This window comes from Leclercia sp. UBA5958 (assembly GCF_002430365.1).
Classification (GTDB): Bacteria; Pseudomonadota; Gammaproteobacteria; order Enterobacterales; family Enterobacteriaceae; genus Enterobacter; species Enterobacter pneumoniae.
Map to the genome: position 1 here is coordinate 567,456 of NZ_DJCE01000011.1, position 18,557 is coordinate 586,012.

22 protein-coding genes are annotated in these 18,557 nt (G+C 54.4%); 5 read left to right on the top strand and 17 right to left on the bottom strand.

Annotated elements, in window-relative coordinates:
- Window position 1: 1 nt before the first annotated feature.
- Both B2Q93_RS18195 and murQ read right to left on the bottom strand, forming a co-directional pair.
- Complete coding sequence (locus B2Q93_RS18195) at window positions 2-1,354, bottom strand: PTS transporter subunit EIIC (RefSeq protein ID WP_286933979.1); 1,353 nt, start codon at window positions 1,352-1,354, stop codon at window positions 2-4.
- A gap of 10 nt (window positions 1,355-1,364) precedes the next feature.
- Window positions 1,365-2,258 (bottom strand): N-acetylmuramic acid 6-phosphate etherase, encoded by an 894-nt coding sequence (murQ, locus tag B2Q93_RS18200; protein ID WP_286933980.1) that lies wholly within the window; start codon window positions 2,256-2,258, stop codon window positions 1,365-1,367.
- A gap of 118 nt (window positions 2,259-2,376) precedes the next feature.
- Here murQ and B2Q93_RS18205 point away from each other — a divergent pair, with 118 nt between their 5' ends.
- Both B2Q93_RS18205 and B2Q93_RS18210 read left to right on the top strand, forming a co-directional pair.
- Window positions 2,377-3,225: a MurR/RpiR family transcriptional regulator gene (locus B2Q93_RS18205; RefSeq protein ID WP_040074473.1), complete on the top strand. Its 849-nt coding sequence runs from the start codon at window positions 2,377-2,379 to the stop codon at window positions 3,223-3,225.
- A 56-nt stretch (window positions 3,226-3,281) separates the two neighbouring features.
- Window positions 3,282-3,542 carry a YfhL family 4Fe-4S dicluster ferredoxin gene (locus tag B2Q93_RS18210; RefSeq protein ID WP_040074472.1) on the top strand — a complete coding sequence of 87 codons (261 nt, stop codon included), beginning with the start codon at window positions 3,282-3,284 and terminating at the stop codon, window positions 3,540-3,542.
- Here B2Q93_RS18210 and acpS read toward each other — a convergent pair.
- The 13 genes from acpS to B2Q93_RS18270 form a co-directional block, all read right to left on the bottom strand.
- Entirely contained in the window at window positions 3,539-3,919 is a 381-nt protein-coding gene (acpS, locus tag B2Q93_RS18215) for a holo-ACP synthase (protein WP_040074471.1), read from the bottom strand. The two genes, B2Q93_RS18210 and acpS, sit on opposite strands and share 4 nt — an antisense overlap.
- On the bottom strand, window positions 3,919-4,650 hold the full coding sequence (gene pdxJ, locus B2Q93_RS18220; RefSeq protein WP_046884534.1) for a pyridoxine 5'-phosphate synthase: 732 nt from the start codon (window positions 4,648-4,650) through the stop codon (window positions 3,919-3,921). The genes acpS and pdxJ overlap by 1 nt, the downstream gene beginning before the upstream one ends.
- Before the next feature lie 24 nt (window positions 4,651-4,674).
- Complete coding sequence (recO, locus tag B2Q93_RS18225; RefSeq protein ID WP_046884533.1) at window positions 4,675-5,385, bottom strand: DNA repair protein RecO; 711 nt, start codon at window positions 5,383-5,385, stop codon at window positions 4,675-4,677.
- A gap of 18 nt (window positions 5,386-5,403) precedes the next feature.
- On the bottom strand, window positions 5,404-6,309 hold the full coding sequence (era, locus tag B2Q93_RS18230; protein WP_040074468.1) for a GTPase Era: 906 nt from the start codon (window positions 6,307-6,309) through the stop codon (window positions 5,404-5,406).
- The gene (rnc, locus tag B2Q93_RS18235) at window positions 6,306-6,986 is read right to left on the bottom strand and encodes a ribonuclease III (RefSeq protein ID WP_040074467.1); all 681 of its coding nucleotides are present in this window, start codon (window positions 6,984-6,986) and stop codon (window positions 6,306-6,308) included. Before rnc ends, era begins: the two co-directional genes overlap by 4 nt.
- Before the next feature lie 223 nt (window positions 6,987-7,209).
- Window positions 7,210-8,184, bottom strand: a complete 975-nt coding sequence (gene lepB, locus B2Q93_RS18240) for a signal peptidase I (RefSeq protein ID WP_040074466.1) — start codon at window positions 8,182-8,184, stop codon at window positions 7,210-7,212.
- Between the two features lie 15 nt (window positions 8,185-8,199).
- Window positions 8,200-9,999, bottom strand: a complete 1,800-nt coding sequence (lepA, locus tag B2Q93_RS18245) for a translation elongation factor 4 (RefSeq protein WP_046884532.1) — start codon at window positions 9,997-9,999, stop codon at window positions 8,200-8,202.
- 186 nt (window positions 10,000-10,185) lie between these two features.
- Window positions 10,186-10,662: a SoxR-reducing system protein RseC gene (gene rseC, locus B2Q93_RS18250; RefSeq protein WP_046884531.1), complete on the bottom strand. Its 477-nt coding sequence runs from the start codon at window positions 10,660-10,662 to the stop codon at window positions 10,186-10,188.
- Window positions 10,659-11,612, bottom strand: coding sequence for a sigma-E factor regulatory protein RseB (gene rseB / locus B2Q93_RS18255; RefSeq protein ID WP_040074462.1), 954 nt, complete (start codon window positions 11,610-11,612; stop codon window positions 10,659-10,661). Before rseB ends, rseC begins: the two co-directional genes overlap by 4 nt.
- Window positions 11,612-12,262 carry an anti-sigma-E factor RseA gene (gene rseA, locus B2Q93_RS18260; protein ID WP_040074461.1) on the bottom strand — a complete coding sequence of 217 codons (651 nt, stop codon included), beginning with the start codon at window positions 12,260-12,262 and terminating at the stop codon, window positions 11,612-11,614. Before rseA ends, rseB begins: the two co-directional genes overlap by 1 nt.
- Window positions 12,263-12,293: 31 nt before the next feature.
- A complete protein-coding gene (gene rpoE / locus B2Q93_RS18265) occupies window positions 12,294-12,869 on the bottom strand; it encodes an RNA polymerase sigma factor RpoE (protein ID WP_032613187.1) in 576 nt (191 codons plus the stop codon).
- Entirely contained in the window at window positions 12,866-12,934 is a 69-nt protein-coding gene (gene rseD, locus B2Q93_RS21240) for a rpoE leader peptide RseD (RefSeq protein WP_231313890.1), read from the bottom strand. The genes rpoE and rseD overlap by 4 nt, the downstream gene beginning before the upstream one ends.
- A complete protein-coding gene (locus B2Q93_RS18270; protein WP_286933982.1) occupies window positions 12,922-13,203 on the bottom strand; it encodes a hypothetical protein in 282 nt (93 codons plus the stop codon). The genes rseD and B2Q93_RS18270 overlap by 13 nt, the downstream gene beginning before the upstream one ends.
- A gap of 86 nt (window positions 13,204-13,289) precedes the next feature.
- On the opposite strand from B2Q93_RS18270, the gene nadB reads away from it, so the two are divergent.
- Window positions 13,290-14,909 (top strand): L-aspartate oxidase, encoded by a 1,620-nt coding sequence (gene nadB, locus B2Q93_RS18275; RefSeq protein WP_046884529.1) that lies wholly within the window; start codon window positions 13,290-13,292, stop codon window positions 14,907-14,909.
- On the opposite strand, the gene trmN is transcribed toward nadB, so the two are convergent.
- Window positions 14,894-15,631, bottom strand: coding sequence for a tRNA(1)(Val) (adenine(37)-N(6))-methyltransferase TrmN (gene trmN / locus B2Q93_RS18280; RefSeq protein ID WP_286933983.1), 738 nt, complete (start codon window positions 15,629-15,631; stop codon window positions 14,894-14,896). The genes nadB and trmN overlap by 16 nt on opposite strands.
- Window positions 15,632-15,763: 132 nt before the next feature.
- Between trmN and srmB the strand changes: the two genes are divergently transcribed.
- Window positions 15,764-17,092, top strand: a complete 1,329-nt coding sequence (gene srmB / locus B2Q93_RS18285) for an ATP-dependent RNA helicase SrmB (protein WP_046884527.1) — start codon at window positions 15,764-15,766, stop codon at window positions 17,090-17,092.
- 49 nt (window positions 17,093-17,141) lie between these two features.
- Here srmB and grcA read toward each other — a convergent pair whose 3' ends face one another.
- Window positions 17,142-17,525 carry an autonomous glycyl radical cofactor GrcA gene (grcA, locus tag B2Q93_RS18290; protein ID WP_286933984.1) on the bottom strand — a complete coding sequence of 128 codons (384 nt, stop codon included), beginning with the start codon at window positions 17,523-17,525 and terminating at the stop codon, window positions 17,142-17,144.
- A gap of 314 nt (window positions 17,526-17,839) precedes the next feature.
- On the opposite strand from grcA, the gene ung reads away from it, so the two are divergent.
- Window positions 17,840-18,529 (top strand): uracil-DNA glycosylase, encoded by a 690-nt coding sequence (ung, locus tag B2Q93_RS18295; RefSeq protein WP_207292230.1) that lies wholly within the window; start codon window positions 17,840-17,842, stop codon window positions 18,527-18,529.
- The last annotated feature ends 28 nt before the right edge of the window (window positions 18,530-18,557 follow it).

Consider the following 18,557-nt stretch of genomic DNA (forward strand, 5'->3'; position numbering starts at 1 on the left):
CTCACTCCTCTGGATCGTTGAACCCTAACAGCCAGGTAAAGAGGAACCCGGCGATCACCGCTATTAAATAGCCTAACAGATAGAGCATGACTTTTCCGGTCACGATGGTTAATGCCAGCGGTAAACCGGAAATACCAAAGGTGATGACGGTCGCCACTTTCCAGAAACTGATCAGCGCCCCACCCACGGCACCGCCCAGGCAGGCACCGATAAATGGCTTACCGAGCGGCAGCGTGACGCCAAAAATGAGCGGTTCGCCGATGCCGAGTAAGCCCACCGGCAGAGCCCCTTTAATCACTTTTTTAAGGCGTGCATTGCGGGTTTTCATCAATACCGCAATCGCCGCCCCCACCTGCCCGACACCGGCCATCGACAGAATCGGCAGCAAGGCGTTAAAGCCGTGGGCCTGCACCAGCTCGACGTGGATGGGCACCAGCCCCTGATGCAGGCCAGTCAACACCAGCGGCAGGAAGGTTCCGGCCAACACCGCCCCTACCAGGAATCCACCCCGGTCGATAGCCCAGGAGGCACCGTGCGCAATCGCATCGGAGATCCAGCCGCCGAGCGGTTGCAGGGCAATAATCGCAATACTGCCCGTAATGAGCGTCGTCAGCAGCGGGTTGAGGATCAGCTCCAGCGAGCCCGGCAGGGCATTGCGCAGCTTTTTCTCGACCCAACACATCAGCACGACCACCAGCAGCACGGCAATAACCCCGCCACGGCCAGGCTGGAGCGCCTCGCCAAACAGGCTTATTTGCGCCAGCTGTGGGCTGGAGAGGATCCCGGCCATAACCCCGCCCATAGCAAGCGAGCCGCCAAATACCTTGGCGGTATTGACCCCCACCAAAATGTTCATGATCGCGAAGACAGCACTGCCAAAGATGCCCAGGATCCCCAGCAGATTGGGGTACTGCGTAGCAAAATCACCGACAATATCCGGGCGCTTCAGGATATTAATGATCCCGGTGATCAGCCCGGAGGCGATAAACGCCGGAATCAGCGGAATAAAGACGTTTGCCAGCTGGCGCAGGGCATCGCTCATCGGTGCTTTATAGCGCGCCTTCACCTGAGCTTTGGTGCGCTCGGCGTCATCCACCGCTGCGCCCCCCATCACCGCGCGCATGGCATCCACGACTTGCGCAGCTTTGCCCGGCCCGACAATCAACTGGTGCTGCTCGCCCTGCTTCACATAGCCGCTGACGCCCGGCAGTTTCTTCAGATGCGGGAGATCGAGCCTGGACTCGTCTACTACCTCCACCCGCACGCGCGTCATGCAGTTTTCCAGACGCAGGATGTTTTTCTCTCCGCCAATCCCCTGCAGGATACCGCTGGCGAGCGCTGCCGTTTTTTCCATATCCGCCTCTTTAGTTTTCTAACGCCGCCCGTAAAAAACCACTGTGCTGGTCGAGTCGGGCACGCGCCGTCGTCGCATCTAGCCCGCTTAATATCATCAGAATGGCAGGCTTAACGTCATAATCGGTCTGCTGGAGCACCTTTTCGGCCTCTTCACGCGTGGTGCCGGTCGCTTCCACGACCATGCGACAAGCCCTGTCGATAAGCTTCACGTTAGTGGCCTTCATATCCACCATCAGGTTCTGGTAAACCTTGCCGAATTTCACCATCGCGCCGGTAGAGATCATGTTCAGCACCAGTTTCTGCGCCGTGCCGGATTTGAGTCGCGTGGAGCCGGTCAGAGCTTCAGGCCCTACCACAGGCGAAATAGCGATATCCGCCACCTGGGCGATGGGGGATCCGGGATTACAGGAGATGGCCACCGTCGTGCAGCCGGTCTGTCTGGCATATGCCAGCCCACCCAGCACGTACGGCGTGCACCCCGATGCCGCCAGCCCGACGACCAGATCCTGCGGTGTCAGGGCAATGTCGCGTAAATCGTCTTCACCGAGCTGCGGGCTGTCCTCCGCCCCCTCGACGGCTTTTAACAATGCCCCCGGCCCACCAGCTATCAGGCCAATCACCAGGCCGTGCGGTACGCCGAACGTAGGTGGACATTCAGAAGCATCCAGCACGCCCAGGCGACCACTGGTCCCCGCCCCCACGTAAATAATGCGGCCGCCCGATTTCAATGCAGTAGCCGCCGCATCGACCGCTTTCGCAACCTCGGGCAATGTCTCTTTCACTGCCTGCGCGACCAGCGTATCCTGTTGATTAAAACGGCTTACAAGGTCAAAAGTGGAGAGCGCATCCAGATCCATGGTTTGCGGGTTACGGGTTTCAGAAACAAGCGATCCTAGATTCATCTTTTGTGCCTCAAGAATTTTTAATTCATAATAATCGCACTATAATGGAATATAAAATTCATTCGGGCGAGCAATATTCGCAATTTGCAACAGCTATCACATTTCGCCAGGAGACCTCATGAACTGTTTAATCCGAATTCGCCAGCGATACGCGGGCTTTGCCCAGAGCGACAAAAAACTGGCGGATTTCCTGCTGTCTCAGCCCGACCATGCCCGGCATCTGAGTTCACAGCAGCTGGCCCAGGAGGCAGGCGTCAGCCAGTCGAGCGTGGTGAAATTTGCGCAGAAGATCGGCTTCAAAGGGTTTCCCGCGCTCAAACTGGCCATCAGCGAAGCGCTGGCCAGCCACCCTAACCCACAGTCGATGCCGGTACATAACCACATCCGTGGCGACGATCCGATGCGGCTGGTCGGAGAGAAACTGATCAAAGAAAAAGTGGCGGCCATGCACGCTACCCTGGATGTGAATACTGAAGAGAAGTTGCTGGAGAGCGTGACTTTGCTGCGCACGGCACGACGGGTGATCCTGACGGGTATTGGCGCGTCGGGGCTGGTAGCACGCAACTTTGGCTGGAAGCTGAATAAAATTGGCCTGACCGCTATCGTCGAGCAAGATATGCATGCTCTGCTGGCCACCGTTCAGGCTATGGAGCCCAGTGACGTGCTGCTGGCCATCTCCTATTCCGGCGAACGCCGTGAAATCAACCTGGCAGCAGACGAAGCCCTGCGGGCGGGGGGGAAGATCCTTGCGATTACCGGTTTTACCCCTAATGCCCTACAGCAACGCGCCTCTCGCTGCCTGTATACCATTGCAGAAGAGCAAGCGACCCGGAGCGCGGCCATCTCTTCCACCAGCGCACAGATGCTGCTGACGGACCTGATGTTTATGGCGCTGGTGCAGCAAGATCTCGAACATGCGCCGGATCGTATTCGCCACAGCGAAGCGTTGGTTAAAAAACTGGTTTGAGTACGTAATGAGCGTATAATGCCCGCCCTGTTTGTGATGTTTCTGAGAATTACCTGATGGCGCTGTTAATTACCAAAAAATGTATCAATTGCGATATGTGCGAACCTGAATGTCCTAACGAGGCCATTTCCATGGGTGATAGCATTTATGAGATTAACAGCGACCGTTGCACCGAGTGTGTTGGCCATTACGAGACGCCGACCTGTCAGAAAGTGTGCCCAATCCCGAATACCATTCTCAAGGATCCGGCACACACTGAATCAGAAGAGCAGCTGTGGGATAAATTTGTACTGATGCACCACGCGGATAAGATCTAACTTTCAATAATGACCGTTGCGCAGGCGTAGTGGCGCTCATCCGCCAGCGTGACGTGCATATGCGCTACCCCCAGCTTCTCAGCCAGTTTTAACGCTTCTCCCCACAGACGCAGACGCGGCTTGCCCAGCTCATCGTTAAAAACTTCGAACTGATTGAAAGCCAGCCCGTTACGGATCCCCGTGCCGAATGCTTTCGCCGCCGCCTCTTTCACCGCAAAACGTTTAGCCAGAAAACGCACCGGCTGCTGGTGCGTCTCCCAGATGGCCCACTCGTTATTGCTAAGTACGCGACGGGCAAGGCGATCGCCACTACGGGCAATCACCGCTTCAATACGCGAAATCTCAACGATGTCCGTGCCTAAGCCAAGAATAGCCATTAACGACGGGCTTCCAGCATCAGGCGTTTCATCTCTGCCACCGCCTCTTTCAGGCCGCTCATCACCGCACGGCCAATGATGGCGTGACCAATATTCAGCTCGTGCATCTCCGGAATGGCGGCGATGGCTTTCACGTTGTGGTAGGTAAGGCCATGACCGGCATTGACCTTCAGTCCGAGGCTTGCGGCGTAGGTCGCTGCTTTGGCGATGCGCTCAAGCTCTTTTGCCTGGGTGTCTTCGTCTTTGGCATCCGCATAGCAACCGGTGTGGATTTCGATGTAGGGCGCACCCACGTCTGCTGCGGCTTTGATTTGAGCCTCATCGGCATCAATAAACAGCGAGACCAGAATACCGGCATCTGCCAGACGTGTGCAGGCATCGCGCATTTTTTCCAGCTGGCCGGCAACGTCGAGGCCGCCTTCAGTGGTCACTTCCTGACGTTTTTCTGGTACCAGGCAGCAAAAATGAGGTTGCGTCTCAACGGCGATGTTCAGCATCTCTTCGGTCACCGCCATCTCGAGGTTCATGCGGGTATCCAGCGTTTGACGCAGCACCCGTACATCGCGATCGGTGATGTGACGGCGGTCCTCACGCAGGTGTACCGTAATGCCGTCGGCCCCCGCCTGCTCAGCAATAAACGCGGCCTGTACCGGGTCCGGATAGGCCGTGCCGCGCGCGTTACGCAGGGTGGCGATATGGTCAATATTGACGCCTAACAGTAATTCAGCCATGACAATCCTCGGTTTTCTCGTTGTTCATTTACGCTTGGGCATAAACTGCCTGAATAATTCGCGGCTCTTTAAGGGCTTGCCTCCAAGATACGGCTTCAGCGCAATACGGGTAAAGCGTTTTGCCGCCCGCAGTGTCTCTGCATCCGGAAATTCCCGCTCGGCTAACGCGCGCAGGTCACGCCCGGTAAAGGTACTATTATCAATCACAATACTGGCGATAAATCCTTTCTCTTCCCGATAGCGGTAGGTCATGGTCTCTTCCACCGGATCGCCACTGCCTGCACAGTGAAGAAAATCAACGCCGTAACCCAGATGGCCAAGCAGCGCCAGCTCAAAACGGCGCAGGACGGGTTCAGGCGAGCCAGTTACCCCCGCCAGGGCCTGGATACAGTGCAGGTAGTCGAAGAAAAGTTCAGAGAAGCGAGTCTCATGCTCAAGCACGCGTGAAATGAGTTCGTTGACGTACAGGCCGCTATAAAGAGTGATACCAGAGAGAGGAAGTGCCAGGGAGACGGCTTCGGCGCTGCGCAGGGTTTTGACCTCCCCTCGCCCACCAAAGCGGACCAGCAGCGGTGTGAAAGGCTGTAAAGTTCCTTTCAGATTAGAACGTTTGGAACGTGCGCCTTTAGCCACAAGGCGCACGCGACCCGACTCTTCCGTGAAGACGTCCAGTATCAGGCTGGTTTCGCTCCAGGGACGACTATGGAGAACGAAGGCACGCTGCCAACCTTCCATACTGTTCGTCGTCTTGCGTTACTGATCTTCGCCGTAACCGAGGCTGCGCAGTGCACGCTCATCATCGGCCCAGCCAGATTTCACCTTCACCCACAGCTCCAGGTGAACCGGTGCTTCGAACATCTCCTGCATGTCTTTACGGGCTTCAATACCGATGGTTTTGATCTTGGCGCCTTTGTTGCCAATCACCATTTTCTTCTGCCCTTCACGCTCCACGAGGATCAGGCCGTTGATATCATAGCCGCCACGCTCGTTCGTCTGGAAACGTTCGATCTCAACGGTGACAGAATACGGTAACTCCGCGCCAAGGAAACGCATCAGCTTTTCACGGATGATCTCAGAGGCCATAAAGCGCTGAGAACGATCGGTGATGTACTCTTCCGGGAAGTGATGGATCGCTTCCGGCAGATGTTTACGCACGATGCCCGCGATGGTATCCACGTTCAGACCGGTCTCTGCAGACAGCGGTACGATATCGAGGAAGTTCATCTGGCTGCCCAGCCACTGCAGATGCGGCAGCAGATCGGCTTTTTCCTGCACGTTGTCAACTTTGTTGACCGCCAGGATCACCGGGGTTTTCCCATCACGCAGTTTGTTGAGCACCATTTCGTCGTCAGGCGTCCAGCGGGTGCCTTCCACAACAAAAATCACCAGCTCAACGTCACCGATAGAGCTGCTCGCCGCCTTGTTCATCAGACGGTTGATCGCACGCTTCTCTTCCATGTGCAGGCCTGGTGTATCGACATAAATCGCCTGATACGCGCCTTCCGTATGGATACCGACGATGCGGTGGCGCGTGGTTTGCGCCTTACGAGAGGTGATAGAAATCTTCTGCCCAAGCAGATTATTCAACAGGGTGGATTTGCCAACGTTTGGACGACCAACGATGGCAATAAATCCGCAATAGGTTTTCTCTTCGCTCATTCCAGCTCCAGCATTTTCAACGCCTGTTCGGCGGCAGCCTGTTCCGCCTTACGACGGCTAGAACCTGTGCCCACCACCGGTTCACTCAGGCCACTGACCTGGCAATGGATGGTAAATTCCTGATCGTGCGCTTCGCCACGGACCTGCACCACCAGATAAGATGGCAGCGGAAGGTGACGACCCTGCAGATATTCCTGCAGACGCGTTTTCGGATCTTTTTGTTTATCGCCTGGGCTAATTTCGTCCAGACGGGTCTGATACCAGTTCAGAATCAGTTGCTCGACGGTCTGAATATTGCTGTCGAGGAAAACGCCACCGATTAAGGCTTCGACCGTGTCCGCAAGAATGGACTCACGGCGGAAACCGCCACTTTTCAGTTCGCCCGGCCCCAGACGCAGGCACTCACCCAATTCGAACTCACGCGCAATTTCTGCCAGCGTGTTACCGCGAACCAGCGTTGCACGCATGCGGCTCATATCCCCTTCGTCCACGCGTGGGAAACGGTGATAAAGCGCATTGGCAATTACGTAACTTAAAATGGAATCGCCCAAAAATTCGAGACGTTCGTTGTGTTTGCTGCTGGCACTGCGATGGGTTAATGCCTGTTGCAACAACTCCTGATGCTGAAAAGTGTAGCCCAGCTTCCGTTGAAGCCGATTAATTACGATGGGGTTCATGCGATACCAATAGAATGAATGCGTCAAAAATGCAGCACACGAAACCGACCTGAGAAAGCCAACGCGGTTTCGTGTGCCGTGGCACTGATTCAGCGCCAACCTTAAACTTCGGGGGAATATTCTATACACAACGACAGGGGTTGTCGTTAGTCTGGAGAGATTTATCGCTTAAATAATTCACATCGCCCTTAAGATAAAGGGCGATGTGTTCAGATATCACGAATTAATGGATCCCGCCGATACGATTTAGACGTACCCCGGTCGGCCATTCGCCTTCCTGCTTCTCGAAGCTCATCCAGATGGCGGTCGCTTTACCGACCAGATTCGCTTCCGGCACAAAGCCCCAGTAACGGCTGTCCGCAGAATTATCGCGGTTATCACCCATCATGAAGTATTGGCCCGGCGGCACAATCCAGGAAGCCAGCTGCTGACCGGACTGATGGTAGTACATCCCCAGTTGATCCTGCGCAATAGGCACCGTCAGAATACGGTGCGTGACGTCACCCAGCGTCTCTTTACGCTCAGTCAGACGGATACCGTTCTCTTTGGTCTCGCCTTTTGGCATCTGGAAGAAACCGCTGGTAGCTTCACCGCCGTTACGACGGGCAAAGGTCTGCACAAAGTCACTCGGCTCTACGTTGGAGTAGGTAATGGGCAGCGCGCTTTCACAGGCCGTACCAGAACTGCAGCCAGGCTGTACCGTCACTTCTTTCGCAACTGGATCGTAAGAGACTTTATCGCCAGGCAAACCCACCGCACGTTTGATGTAATCCAGACGCGGATCGTCGGGGTATTTAAAGACCACGATATCGCCGCGTTTCGGATGACCGGTTTCGATCAACGTTTTCTGGTAGATAGGATCTTTAATGCCGTAGGCAAACTTCTCAACCAGGATGAAGTCACCAATCAGCAGCGTTGGCATCATCGAACCTGATGGGATCTGGAAAGGTTCATAAATAAATGAACGTACCACCAGCACAATCGCCAGCACCGGGAAGACCGAAGCCCCTGTCTCCAGCCAGCCCGGTTTCGGGCCGACTTTTTTCAGGGTCTTCGCATCAAGCCCGTCGCCAGTGGCTGCCTGCGCGGCAGCCTGACGTTCACGACGTTTCGGGGCGAAAATAAACTTATCCAGACACCACAATAGACCCGTCACCAGCGTCGCAATGACCAGGATCAGGGCAAACATGTTCGCCATGCCAACTCCTTAGGATTATTTGCCGTCTTTACCTACGTGCAGAATGGCGAGGAACGCTTCCTGCGGCAGCTCAACGTTACCAACCTGCTTCATACGTTTCTTACCGTCTTTCTGCTTCTGCAGCAGCTTTTTCTTACGGCTGACGTCACCGCCATAGCATTTTGCCAGAACGTTTTTACGCAACTGTTTCACGGTAGAACGCGCGATGATGTGGTTGCCAATGGCCGCCTGGATCGCGATATCAAATTGCTGACGCGGGATCAGCTCTTTCATCTTCTCAACCAGCTCACGCCCGCGATATGGCGCGTTGTCGTTATGCGTGATCAGCGCCAGCGCATCGACACGCTCGCCGTTAATCAGCACATCTACACGTACCATGTTGGAAGCCTGGAAACGTTTGAAGTTGTAATCCAGTGACGCGTAGCCACGGGACGTCGACTTCAGACGGTCGAAGAAGTCGAGTACCACTTCCGCCATCGGGATTTCGTAAGTCAGCGCCACCTGGTTACCGTGGTAAACCATGTTGGTCTGTACGCCGCGCTTCTCGATACAAAGGGTGATGACGTTGCCGAGGAACTCTTGCGGCAGCAGCATGTGACACTCTGCGATAGGCTCGCGCAGCTCAGAAATGTTGTTCAGCGGCGGCAGCTTGGACGGGCTATCGACGTAGATCACCTCTTTCGAGGTGGTTTCCACTTCGTAAACTACCGTCGGCGCGGTGGTGATCAGATCCAGATCGTACTCACGCTCCAGACGTTCCTGAATGATCTCCATGTGCAGCAGGCCGAGGAAGCCGCAGCGGAAGCCGAAGCCCAGCGCCGTGGAGCTTTCTGGCTCATAGAACAGAGAAGCATCGTTCAGGCTCAGTTTGCCAAGCGCGTCACGGAAGTTTTCATAATCATCAGAGCTGACCGGGAAGAGACCTGCATATACCTGTGGCTTCACTTTTTTAAAGCCAGGCAGTGCTTTATCAGCCGGATTACGGGCGCCCGTCAAGGTATCGCCAACCGGCGCACCGAGGATGTCTTTAATTGCACAGACCAGCCAGCCTACCTCACCGCATTTCAGCTCGGTACGGTCAACCTGTTTCGGGGTGAAGATACCCAGACGATCGGCGTTATAGACCTGGCCGGTGCTCATAACCTTGATCTTTTCGCCTTTACGCATGGTGCCGTTTTTAATACGTACCAGCGAGACAACGCCCAGATAGTTATCGAACCAGGAGTCAATGATCAGTGCCTGCAGCGGTGCATCCGGGTCGCCTTCAGGAGCAGGGATATCGCGGACCAGACGTTCCAGCACATCCGGAACACCTACGCCGGTCTTCGCGGAGCAGCGCACAGCATCGGTGGCATCAATGCCCACGATATCTTCAATCTCTTCCGCCACGCGCTCAGGATCGGCGGCGGGCAGGTCGATTTTGTTCAGTACCGGCACCACTTCCAGGTCCATTTCCATCGCGGTGTAGCAGTTCGCCAGGGTCTGGGCTTCTACGCCCTGCCCGGCATCTACCACCAGCAGCGCGCCTTCACAGGCCGCCAGCGAGCGGGAAACTTCATAGGAGAAGTCAACGTGGCCTGGGGTGTCGATAAAGTTAAGTTGATAAGTTTCACCGTCAGACGCTTTATAATCGAGCGTTACGCTCTGGGCTTTAATGGTGATACCGCGTTCGCGTTCCAGGTCCATGGAGTCCAGAACCTGGGCTGCCATTTCACGATCAGACAGGCCACCGCAAATCTGGATAATACGGTCAGACAGCGTCGACTTACCGTGGTCAATGTGAGCTATGATCGAAAAGTTACGTATGTTCTTCATATAGTTAAATAATTTTGCCTTACGAATTCCTGGAGGCCGCTGTTCTTAGCCTGACGTTTTTCAGTGCGAAAACGCAGCATTCTACACTACATCTTCGTCACCAGGAAATGCTCTTGAATTCAGGTATAGCGCTAAGTTTGAGGGTTTTGGTTTATAAGAATCAAACATAGATAAAGCCCGGTGTATTTACCGGGCCTCTGAGGATAGTGTTTCAACGCGCAGTTCGTCGGGTGGTAAGCCAACGCTGAGAATGGTTGGCTGCCAGTTATCGCGCACAGCAAGCCTGGGCGAAAGCCCCCGCGCCAGCAAAAAACCGCCTACGCCGCCAAGAGCGGCCCCGCACATGGCGGCAAGATCGGTGGCAAACAGGAGCTGGAAAAGACCACCCACGGCAAACAAGCCCACCAGCGGAGAGAGATAAACCAGCATCGCCGAGCCCAGCAGGCTCGCTTCGGCAATCCCCAACTCCACTTTTTGCCCTTTCACCAGCGGTTGCTCGCTAGGAACGGAAAGCGTGTGGGTAGTTTGCGGGCCCAGTTTATTCAGCACGCGGCTGCCGCATCCTGCGCGGGAGGCGCAGCTGCTGCAGGAGGCCTTAACGTCGCAACTCACCAGCGCGACGCCATTTTGCCATGATACGACCGTAGCCCACTCTTTAATCATTGTGCTGCCCTAAATTTGATACTGTCGGCGATACGCTTTGCAGTTTGCGGCGGAAGCTCACCCACGACCGTAATTTCGGCATTATCACGCACCGTCGTGCTCACTGTGCGACGACCGGTACGCAGCATCTGGTCGGCACTGATCGCGGTGGCGCGGTTGATATTCACCGAGAAGCTGAACAGACCATCCGAGTAGAGACGCGATTCAACCGGCGTATCAATCGTAGGAAGCTGGCGTTTGCTGCTGGAGATCTCGCTGAACCCTTGCGGGATCCAGGTCGGGGCCCAGTTAAAGTTAATGGTATCCCCTACCGGTACAGAGAGCAGCGGCGGCAGACTGGCTTTAGCAAGATTCTGCATGCTATTGCCGACCTGATCATCGACGCTGAAGGAGATCACGCGGAACTGTTCCAGCGTTTCACCATCGCGATCAAGTAGATCGACCCGCATCGGAAGCTTGGTTTCGGCATCCATCCAGACGATATAGCTGTAGCGCGTCCCGTCCCGGGCCACGACCCGGATGACTTCACATAACCGGTCTGCAATGCGCGTACGGCCAACGGAAATAAAGTCGTAGTAGGGGGCAAGACGCTTAAAGTCGGTATAAACCAGCGATGGCAGCGAATCGACGATGTAGTCGCCATTAAGGGTGAAAGGCTCAAGGCCCGGCTCAAAATAGCTGATTTCATTACCACGCTGCACAACTTCACGGCGCGGGCCATCCATCTGCAAGAGCTGAGCGAGAGGCTGTTTATCAAGACGGGCGTGGCGATAGCGTAACGACTCGACGCCCTGCTTATTGATACTGATAAAAGCCAGTTCATAGTTGAGTGACTGGCTAGCGAGGTTCATCTGCTGCAACAACGCCCCGGACGATACATCAGCCGAGGCGTTGACAGAGAAGAGCAAGCTACCCGCCATCAAAGACATGGCGCACCAAAGTTGCTTCATTACTGCGATTGCGTTCCTAAAGTTTGGTTTCCGGGCACTTGCACAGCGGCTTGCTGGGTTTGTGCCTGTTCAAACTGAAGCTGCTCTGAATGCAAACGACGTTGCAATTCATAGTCCTGCAACATCGCATTAATGCGACGACGCTGCTCCTGTACCTGCTGCTGCTGGCCAGCACCCGCCGACGCGTCGGAAGGAATACCCAGGCTAACCGGGCTGGCTTTGCCCATCATCGGCAGCGTGTTAAACACTGGCGCTTCAGGTTGCTGGTTGACTTCAGATTGGCTGTTATACTGCTGGACGCCAACAATAACCGCAAGCGACACGCAAGCTGCGACACCCATCTGGGTCAGTTGACTCGCCCACGGGCGCACTTTATTCCAGAATGGCATTTTTTGCCACAGGTGTGGTGCAGGCTGGGCTTCAGGGATCAGCGGAGTGGCCTGAGTAACAGGTTCGTTCTCTATCGCCGCCATTACGCGTGATGAGATATCGAAATGGAGGAGCTCGCTGGTATCGCCGCGCATAGAATCGCGAATAAGATGATAACTCTCCCAGGCTTTTTGCATCTCAGGAGAGCGAGAGAGCTCATGAAGCAGCTCACTGTCCAGCGTTTCACCATCCATTAAAGCGGAAAGTTGTTCTTTCTGCATGCCTAATACCTTTTCCAGTATCCCGCTATCGTCAACGCCTGATAAGCGGTTGAACTTTATTATCAATAGCTTCTCGCGCACGGAAAATACGTGAACGAACCGTACCAACCGGACAATCCATGATAGCGGCTATCTCTTCATAGCTCAGGCCATCAAGCTCCCGCAACGTAATTGCCATGCGTAAATCTTCCGGAAGCGACTCGATGGTACGAAAAACTATTTGTCTCAGTTCTTCTGACAACATTAAGTTCTCAGGGTTCGAAATTTCTTTCAACGCGCCGCCGCTTTCGAAGTTTTCTGCGTCTATCGCATCAACATCACTGGAAGGCGGACGACGGCCCTGAGCGACCAGGTAATTCTTTGCCGTATTGACAGCAATTCGATACAGCCAGGTATAAAAAGCACTATCCCCCCGGAATGATTCCAGCGCGCGATAGGCCTTAATAAAAGATTCCTGTACGACATCAGGGACATCCCCTGAAGGTACATAGCGGGAAACCAGACTCGCCACCTTATGCTGGTAGCGCACCACCAGTAGGTTAAAAGCTTTCTGATCTCCCTTCTGGACCCGTTCAACCAGAATCTGGTCCGTTAACTGCTCGCTCATCCGAGGTAATGTCTCCCCAAACCTAAAATCCACGCGTTATCGAAACGCCACTCTAAACACTGCACTGTGAGCAAGCAGTTGTGTAGAGGGCTGTTTTCTTAAAAAGTTCCGTCACGCCTTTGTTTTTGTTAATCGCGCTGCAGACTGTTCGTTTTCTATCATTATAAGTCTGTTCACGATACGCACCCAGTTTCTGATAAGAAATGGCATTTCCGCCAGCAGAGTACCGCAACGCGGGCTTTATTTCACCACATAATCTGAAGCTAACGATCTGCTTCGCAAAATATTTCTCCCATTTTTGCCCCAGAGCGGTCCCCCAGGCTTGTTTAGTCATTGCAACACCCAGTAAAAAAAACGTGCGATTTCTCGCATTCGGGTGCTATGCTGGCCAGACACTGTTTAGTAAATTAAACAAAGATCATGAACACACTTCCAGAACTCTCTTGCGACGTCCTGATCGTCGGCAGTGGTGCAGCGGGCCTCTCTCTCGCCCTGCGGCTCGCCAAACACCAAAAAGTCATTGTCCTGAGTAAAGGACCGGTAAGCGAAGGATCAACTTTCTACGCCCAGGGCGGTATCGCAGCCGTGTTTGACGAAACAGACAGCATAGCTTCACATGTTGAAGACACCCTGATTGCCGGGGCCGGAATTGTTGATAAACACGCCGCAGAATTTGTTGCCAGTAACGCACGCCACTGCGTCCAGTGGCTGATCGATCAGGGTGTTTTGTTTGATACCCACGTGCAGCCAAACGGGGAAGAGGGTTATCACCTGACGCGTGAAGGCGGTCATAGCCATCGCCGTATTCTGCATGCTGCCGACGCCACGGGTAAAGCGGTGGAAACCACCCTGGTGAGCCAGGCGTTGAGTCACCCAAATATCCAGGTGCTGGAGCGCAGCAACGCCGTAGATTTAATTGTCTCTGACAAAATCGGCTTGCCCGGCACGCGTCGGGTTGTCGGGGCCTGGGTCTGGAACCGTAATAAAGAGACGGTTGAAACCTGTCAGGCCAAAGCCGTTGTGCTGGCCACCGGCGGTGCGTCAAAAGTTTATCAGTACACCACTAACCCGGACATCTCCTCAGGAGATGGTATCGCCATGGCGTGGCGTGCAGGCTGCCGCGTGGCGAATCTGGAATTTAATCAGTTCCACCCGACAGCCCTCTTCCATCCGCAAGCTCGCAATTTTCTGCTAACAGAAGCCTTGCGCGGTGAAGGCGCACACCTGAAGCGGCCCGATGGCACACGCTTTATGCCCGACTTTGATCCGCGAGGCGAACTTGCCCCACGTGACATTGTTGCCCGCGCTATCGACCATGAGATGAAACGCCTGGGAGTGGACTGTATGTATCTGGACATCAGCCATAAGCCCGCCGAGTTTGTCCGTCAGCATTTCCCGACTATCTACGAAAAGCTGCTCGGCTTAGGCATTGATCTCACCCGGGATCCGGTACCCGTAGTACCTGCCGCGCACTACACTTGCGGCGGCGTGATGGTGGACGATCATGGTCGTACCGATGTGGATGGGTTGTATGCAATTGGCGAAGTGAGTTATACCGGCCTGCACGGCGCAAACCGCATGGCCTCTAACTCTCTGCTGGAGTGTCTGGTGTACGGTTGGTCGGCGGCGGAAGATATCGTTAAGCGCATGCCCTATGCGCGCCATGCCCATACCCTGCCCGCCTGGGATGAGAGCCGGGTCGAAAATCCGGATGAACTGGTCGTGATCCAGCACAACTGGCATGAGTTGCGCCTGTTTATGTGGGATTACGTCGGTATCGTACGCACCAGCAAACGTCTGGAGCGCGCCCTGCGTCGTATTACCATGTTGCAGCAAGAAATTGATGAGTACTATGCCCACTTCCGCGTCTCTAACAATTTGCTGGAGCTACGTAACCTGGTGCAGGTGGCAGAGTTGATTGTTCGCTGTGCGATGATGCGTAAAGAGAGCCGCGGATTGCACTATACGCTGGATTATCCGGAGCAACTGGAACACTCCGGGCCGTCCGTGCTCTCGCCGCTGGCTCACATAAAGAGATAGAAAGGGTGGGTCAGCGCGGTGTAATCCTCGGAATAGCGCTGGTCTGATCCACGGATAACCATTCTGTCGCTAAAGCACTCTCCCTCTTTCGGCGACAAGGCCAGCAGCACCCGGTGCGGCAACCTGCCTTCGGTATCGGCGATATCGGTGCGCAGGCGCAGATACCAGCCCATCTCTGTTGCCATATTTATGAAATGGCTACCCGTGCTTTCCGGCAGCACGACACAGAAAAATCCCTCTTCCGAAATAAGCGCCGCGGCACAGGCAAGCAAGGCACTGTGGCTGAGTGAACTGGTATATCGCGCTTGTTCGCGCTGCGGCGTCGCACACTCGACGCCGGGTTCATAATAAGGCGGATTACTCACGATAAGATCATAACGTGCGGTTTGTTCTGGCGCCCAGCTAAGGACATCCGCACAATGAATAGTGATGCGCGAGGCCCAGGGCGATTCGGCCTGGTTTTCGCTCGCCTGCTCTGCTGCCTCGGGATCCAGCTCGACGGCATCGACGGTCGTCGACTGCTCCGTTCGCTGCGCCAGCATAAGCGCCAGCAGGCCGCTCCCGGTGCCAATATCCAGAATACGTTTAGCGCCGGCTACCGGCGCCCAGGCGCCAAGCAGGATGCCATCGGTACCCACTTTCATTGCACAGCGATCGTGTGCAACGAAAAATTGTTTAAACGTAAATCCATCGCGGCGCAATTGCGCTTTGAGTTGAGACATGTCAGAGCAACCTTCTAAACGAAACTGAAGTAGCATAGGGGAAAGCGTAACGGTGGAAAAGGGATATCCACACAAACAGATGAAGATTGCAGCGGTAACGTCTATAATCAGCGCCCCACACAGAGGTAGAACATGACTGTAACGACTTTTTCCGAACTTGAACTCGATGAAAGCCTGCTCAATGCGCTTGAGAGCAAAGGCTTCACACGCCCGACCGCCATTCAGGCTGCGGCCATTCCGCCTGCACTGGAGGGCCGTGATGTGCTCGGTTCTGCGCCAACCGGCACGGGGAAAACAGCAGCATACTTGCTGCCGGTGTTGCAGCATCTGCTCGATTTCCCCCGTAAAAAATCAGGCCCACCGCGCATTTTAATCCTGACGCCTACCCGCGAACTGGCGACACAGGTTGCCGAACATGCGCGTGAACTGGCGGCGAATACCCATCTGGACATCGCCACTATCACCGGCGGCGTAGCCTATATGAATCACGCCGAAGTATTCAGCGAAAACCAGGATATTGTGGTTGCCACAACGGGCCGTCTGCTGCAGTACATCAAAGAAGAGAACTTCGACTGCCGCGCCGTTGAGACACTCATTCTGGACGAAGCTGACCGCATGCTGGACATGGGCTTCGCGCAAGATATCGAACATATCGCCGGTGAAACTCGCTGGCGTAAACAGACCCTGCTGTTCTCCGCAACGCTGGAAGGCGATGCCATCAAAGACTTTGCAGAGCGTCTGCTGGAAGATCCCGTAGAAGTGTCAGCCACGCCATCCACCCGTGAGCGCAAGAAAATTCATCAGTGGTATTACCGCGCCGATAACCTCGAGCACAAAGTGGAGTTGCTGAAGCACCTGCTCAAACAGGACGATGCGACCCGTACCATTGTGTTTGTACGCAAGCGTGAGCGTGTGCATGAGTTAGCTGAAATGCTGCGTAACGCCGGGATTAATAACTGTTATCTCGAAGGTGAGATGGCGCAGGTCAAGCGTACTGAAGGGATTAAGCGTTTGACCGATGGCCGCGTGAATGTCCTGGTCGCTACCGACGTTGCGGCGCGTGGTATCGATATCCCTGACGTGAGCCATGTCATCAACTTCGATATGCCACGTAGCGGCGATACCTACCTGCACCGCATTGGCCGTACGGGTCGTGCTGGCCGTAAAGGTATTGCGATTTCGTTGGTCGAGGCGCATGACTACCTGCTGCTGCAGAAAATCGGCCGCTACGTCGAGGAGCCGCTGAAAGCGCGCGTTATCGATGAGCTTCGTCCGACCACGCGTGCACCGAGTGAGAAAATGACGGGTAAACCGTCCAAAAAAGCACTCGCGAAACGTGCAGAGAGAAAAGAGAAAGAAAAAGAGAAGCCACGCGTTAAACAGCGCCACCGCGACACCAAAAACATTGGTAAGCGTCGTAAGCCAAGCAGTTCGGCGGCCGAATCCAAAACTGAAGAGTAAAAAAAAGCCGGGTGATAACCCGGCTTTTTATTTGCCCAATAACTGAACCTTAGAGGCTTTCAGTAAAGGTACGCGCGATAACGTCGCGTTGCTGCTCTGGCGTCAGCGAGTTGAAACGTACTGCATAGCCGGACACGCGAATGGTCAGTTGTGGATATTTTTCCGGATGCTTAACGGCATCTTCCAGCGTTTGACGACGCAGCACGTTCACGTTCAGGTGCTGACCGCCTTCTACGCGCACTTCTGGTTTCACTTCCATTGGAATTTCGCGATATTCGATCTCGCCCAGTTTGCTAACCGGTACGATTTCGTCTTCAGCAAAACCCGCTCTTGCTGCAACACAGCGCGCTTCGCCTTTTTCGCTGTCCAGCAGCCAGAATGAGTTCAACAGGTCATCGTTTGCTGCTTTAGTAATCTGAATACCCGTAATCATGTGGTGTCTCCCTTAGACTACATTAATATGGTGTCTGCCCGGCTTCGGGCAATTGGTAAAACCATTGTTGCTTGTGTGTATATATATCACTCACCCTCCCGCCATTTATTGATGTAAATCAATAGAAACGCCAACCACACAAACTGTGCGGTCTGATTTTGTTGCTTTAGATCAATTTAACGCCTTCACCGAATCAAGTTATCGCGTAGATATTCAATACAAATTGAATGACTTAACGGCAATTTCAGCGTGGAATTTTGCTACTCAGGATTTAACAGGTAAGCTTAGGCGATTGAGATTTGCAGGAGAGCGAAATGACAACATCCTTAACATGGCACGACGTACTGGCAGAAGAGAAACAACAACCCTATTTTGTTAATACCCTCAGTACTGTTGCCGCCGAACGGCAAGCTGGCCAGACGATTTACCCGCCACAGAAAGATGTTTTCAACGCTTTTCGCTATACCGAACTGAGCGATGTGAAGGTGGTTATCCTTGGGCAGGATCCCTATCACGGGCCCGGACAAGCACACGGACTGGCCTTTTCCGTACGCCCTGGTATTGCGATCCCCCCTTCACTACTGAACATGTATAAAGAGCTTGAAGGGTCGATTCCCGGTTTTACCCGACCAAAACATGGTTATCTTGAAAGCTGGGCCCGCCAGGGCGTGTTGTTATTAAACACCGTGCTGACGGTACGTGCAGGCCAGGCGCATTCCCATGCCAGCCTCGGCTGGGAGACATTTACGGACAAAGTGATCGGCCTGATTAACACGCATTGCGAAGGGGTGGTGTTTTTACTCTGGGGATCGCATGCGCAGAAGAAAGGGGCGATTATCGACCCGGAGCGTCATCATGTTCTTAAAGCGCCGCACCCTTCACCGCTGTCAGCACATCGCGGTTTCTTTGGCTGTAATCACTTTGTACTGGCGAATGAGTGGCTGGAAAAACGCGGCGAGAAGCCTATTGACTGGATGCCAGTGTTACCGGCTGAAGGGGAGTAGTCTTGATTGTATGCCCGGTTAACCGGGC

Coding starts and splice junctions, on each gene's coding strand:
- B2Q93_RS18210 (WP_040074472.1), top strand. CDS start 3,282: ATGGCGCTGTTAATTACCAAAAAATGTATCAATTGCGATATGTGCGAA.
- ung (WP_207292230.1), top strand. CDS start 17,840: ATGACAACATCCTTAACATGGCACGACGTACTGGCAGAAGAGAAACAA.
- srmB (WP_046884527.1), top strand. CDS start 15,764: ATGACTGTAACGACTTTTTCCGAACTTGAACTCGATGAAAGCCTGCTC.
- rseB (WP_040074462.1), bottom strand. CDS start 11,612: ATGAAGCAACTTTGGTGCGCCATGTCTTTGATGGCGGGTAGCTTGCTC.
- B2Q93_RS18205 (WP_040074473.1), top strand. CDS start 2,377: ATGAACTGTTTAATCCGAATTCGCCAGCGATACGCGGGCTTTGCCCAG.
- grcA (WP_286933984.1), bottom strand. CDS start 17,525: ATGATTACGGGTATTCAGATTACTAAAGCAGCAAACGATGACCTGTTG.
- acpS (WP_040074471.1), bottom strand. CDS start 3,919: ATGGCTATTCTTGGCTTAGGCACGGACATCGTTGAGATTTCGCGTATT.
- lepA (WP_046884532.1), bottom strand. CDS start 9,999: ATGAAGAACATACGTAACTTTTCGATCATAGCTCACATTGACCACGGT.
- rpoE (WP_032613187.1), bottom strand. CDS start 12,869: ATGAGCGAGCAGTTAACGGACCAGATTCTGGTTGAACGGGTCCAGAAG.
- recO (WP_046884533.1), bottom strand. CDS start 5,385: ATGGAAGGTTGGCAGCGTGCCTTCGTTCTCCATAGTCGTCCCTGGAGC.
- trmN (WP_286933983.1), bottom strand. CDS start 15,631: ATGTCTCAACTCAAAGCGCAATTGCGCCGCGATGGATTTACGTTTAAA.
- pdxJ (WP_046884534.1), bottom strand. CDS start 4,650: ATGGCTGAATTACTGTTAGGCGTCAATATTGACCATATCGCCACCCTG.
- rseC (WP_046884531.1), bottom strand. CDS start 10,662: ATGATTAAAGAGTGGGCTACGGTCGTATCATGGCAAAATGGCGTCGCG.
- B2Q93_RS18195 (WP_286933979.1), bottom strand. CDS start 1,354: ATGGAAAAAACGGCAGCGCTCGCCAGCGGTATCCTGCAGGGGATTGGC.
- rnc (WP_040074467.1), bottom strand. CDS start 6,986: ATGAACCCCATCGTAATTAATCGGCTTCAACGGAAGCTGGGCTACACT.
- rseA (WP_040074461.1), bottom strand. CDS start 12,262: ATGCAGAAAGAACAACTTTCCGCTTTAATGGATGGTGAAACGCTGGAC.
- murQ (WP_286933980.1), bottom strand. CDS start 2,258: ATGAATCTAGGATCGCTTGTTTCTGAAACCCGTAACCCGCAAACCATG.
- B2Q93_RS18270 (WP_286933982.1), bottom strand. CDS start 13,203: ATGACTAAACAAGCCTGGGGGACCGCTCTGGGGCAAAAATGGGAGAAA.
- era (WP_040074468.1), bottom strand. CDS start 6,309: ATGAGCGAAGAGAAAACCTATTGCGGATTTATTGCCATCGTTGGTCGT.
- nadB (WP_046884529.1), top strand. CDS start 13,290: ATGAACACACTTCCAGAACTCTCTTGCGACGTCCTGATCGTCGGCAGT.
- lepB (WP_040074466.1), bottom strand. CDS start 8,184: ATGGCGAACATGTTTGCCCTGATCCTGGTCATTGCGACGCTGGTGACG.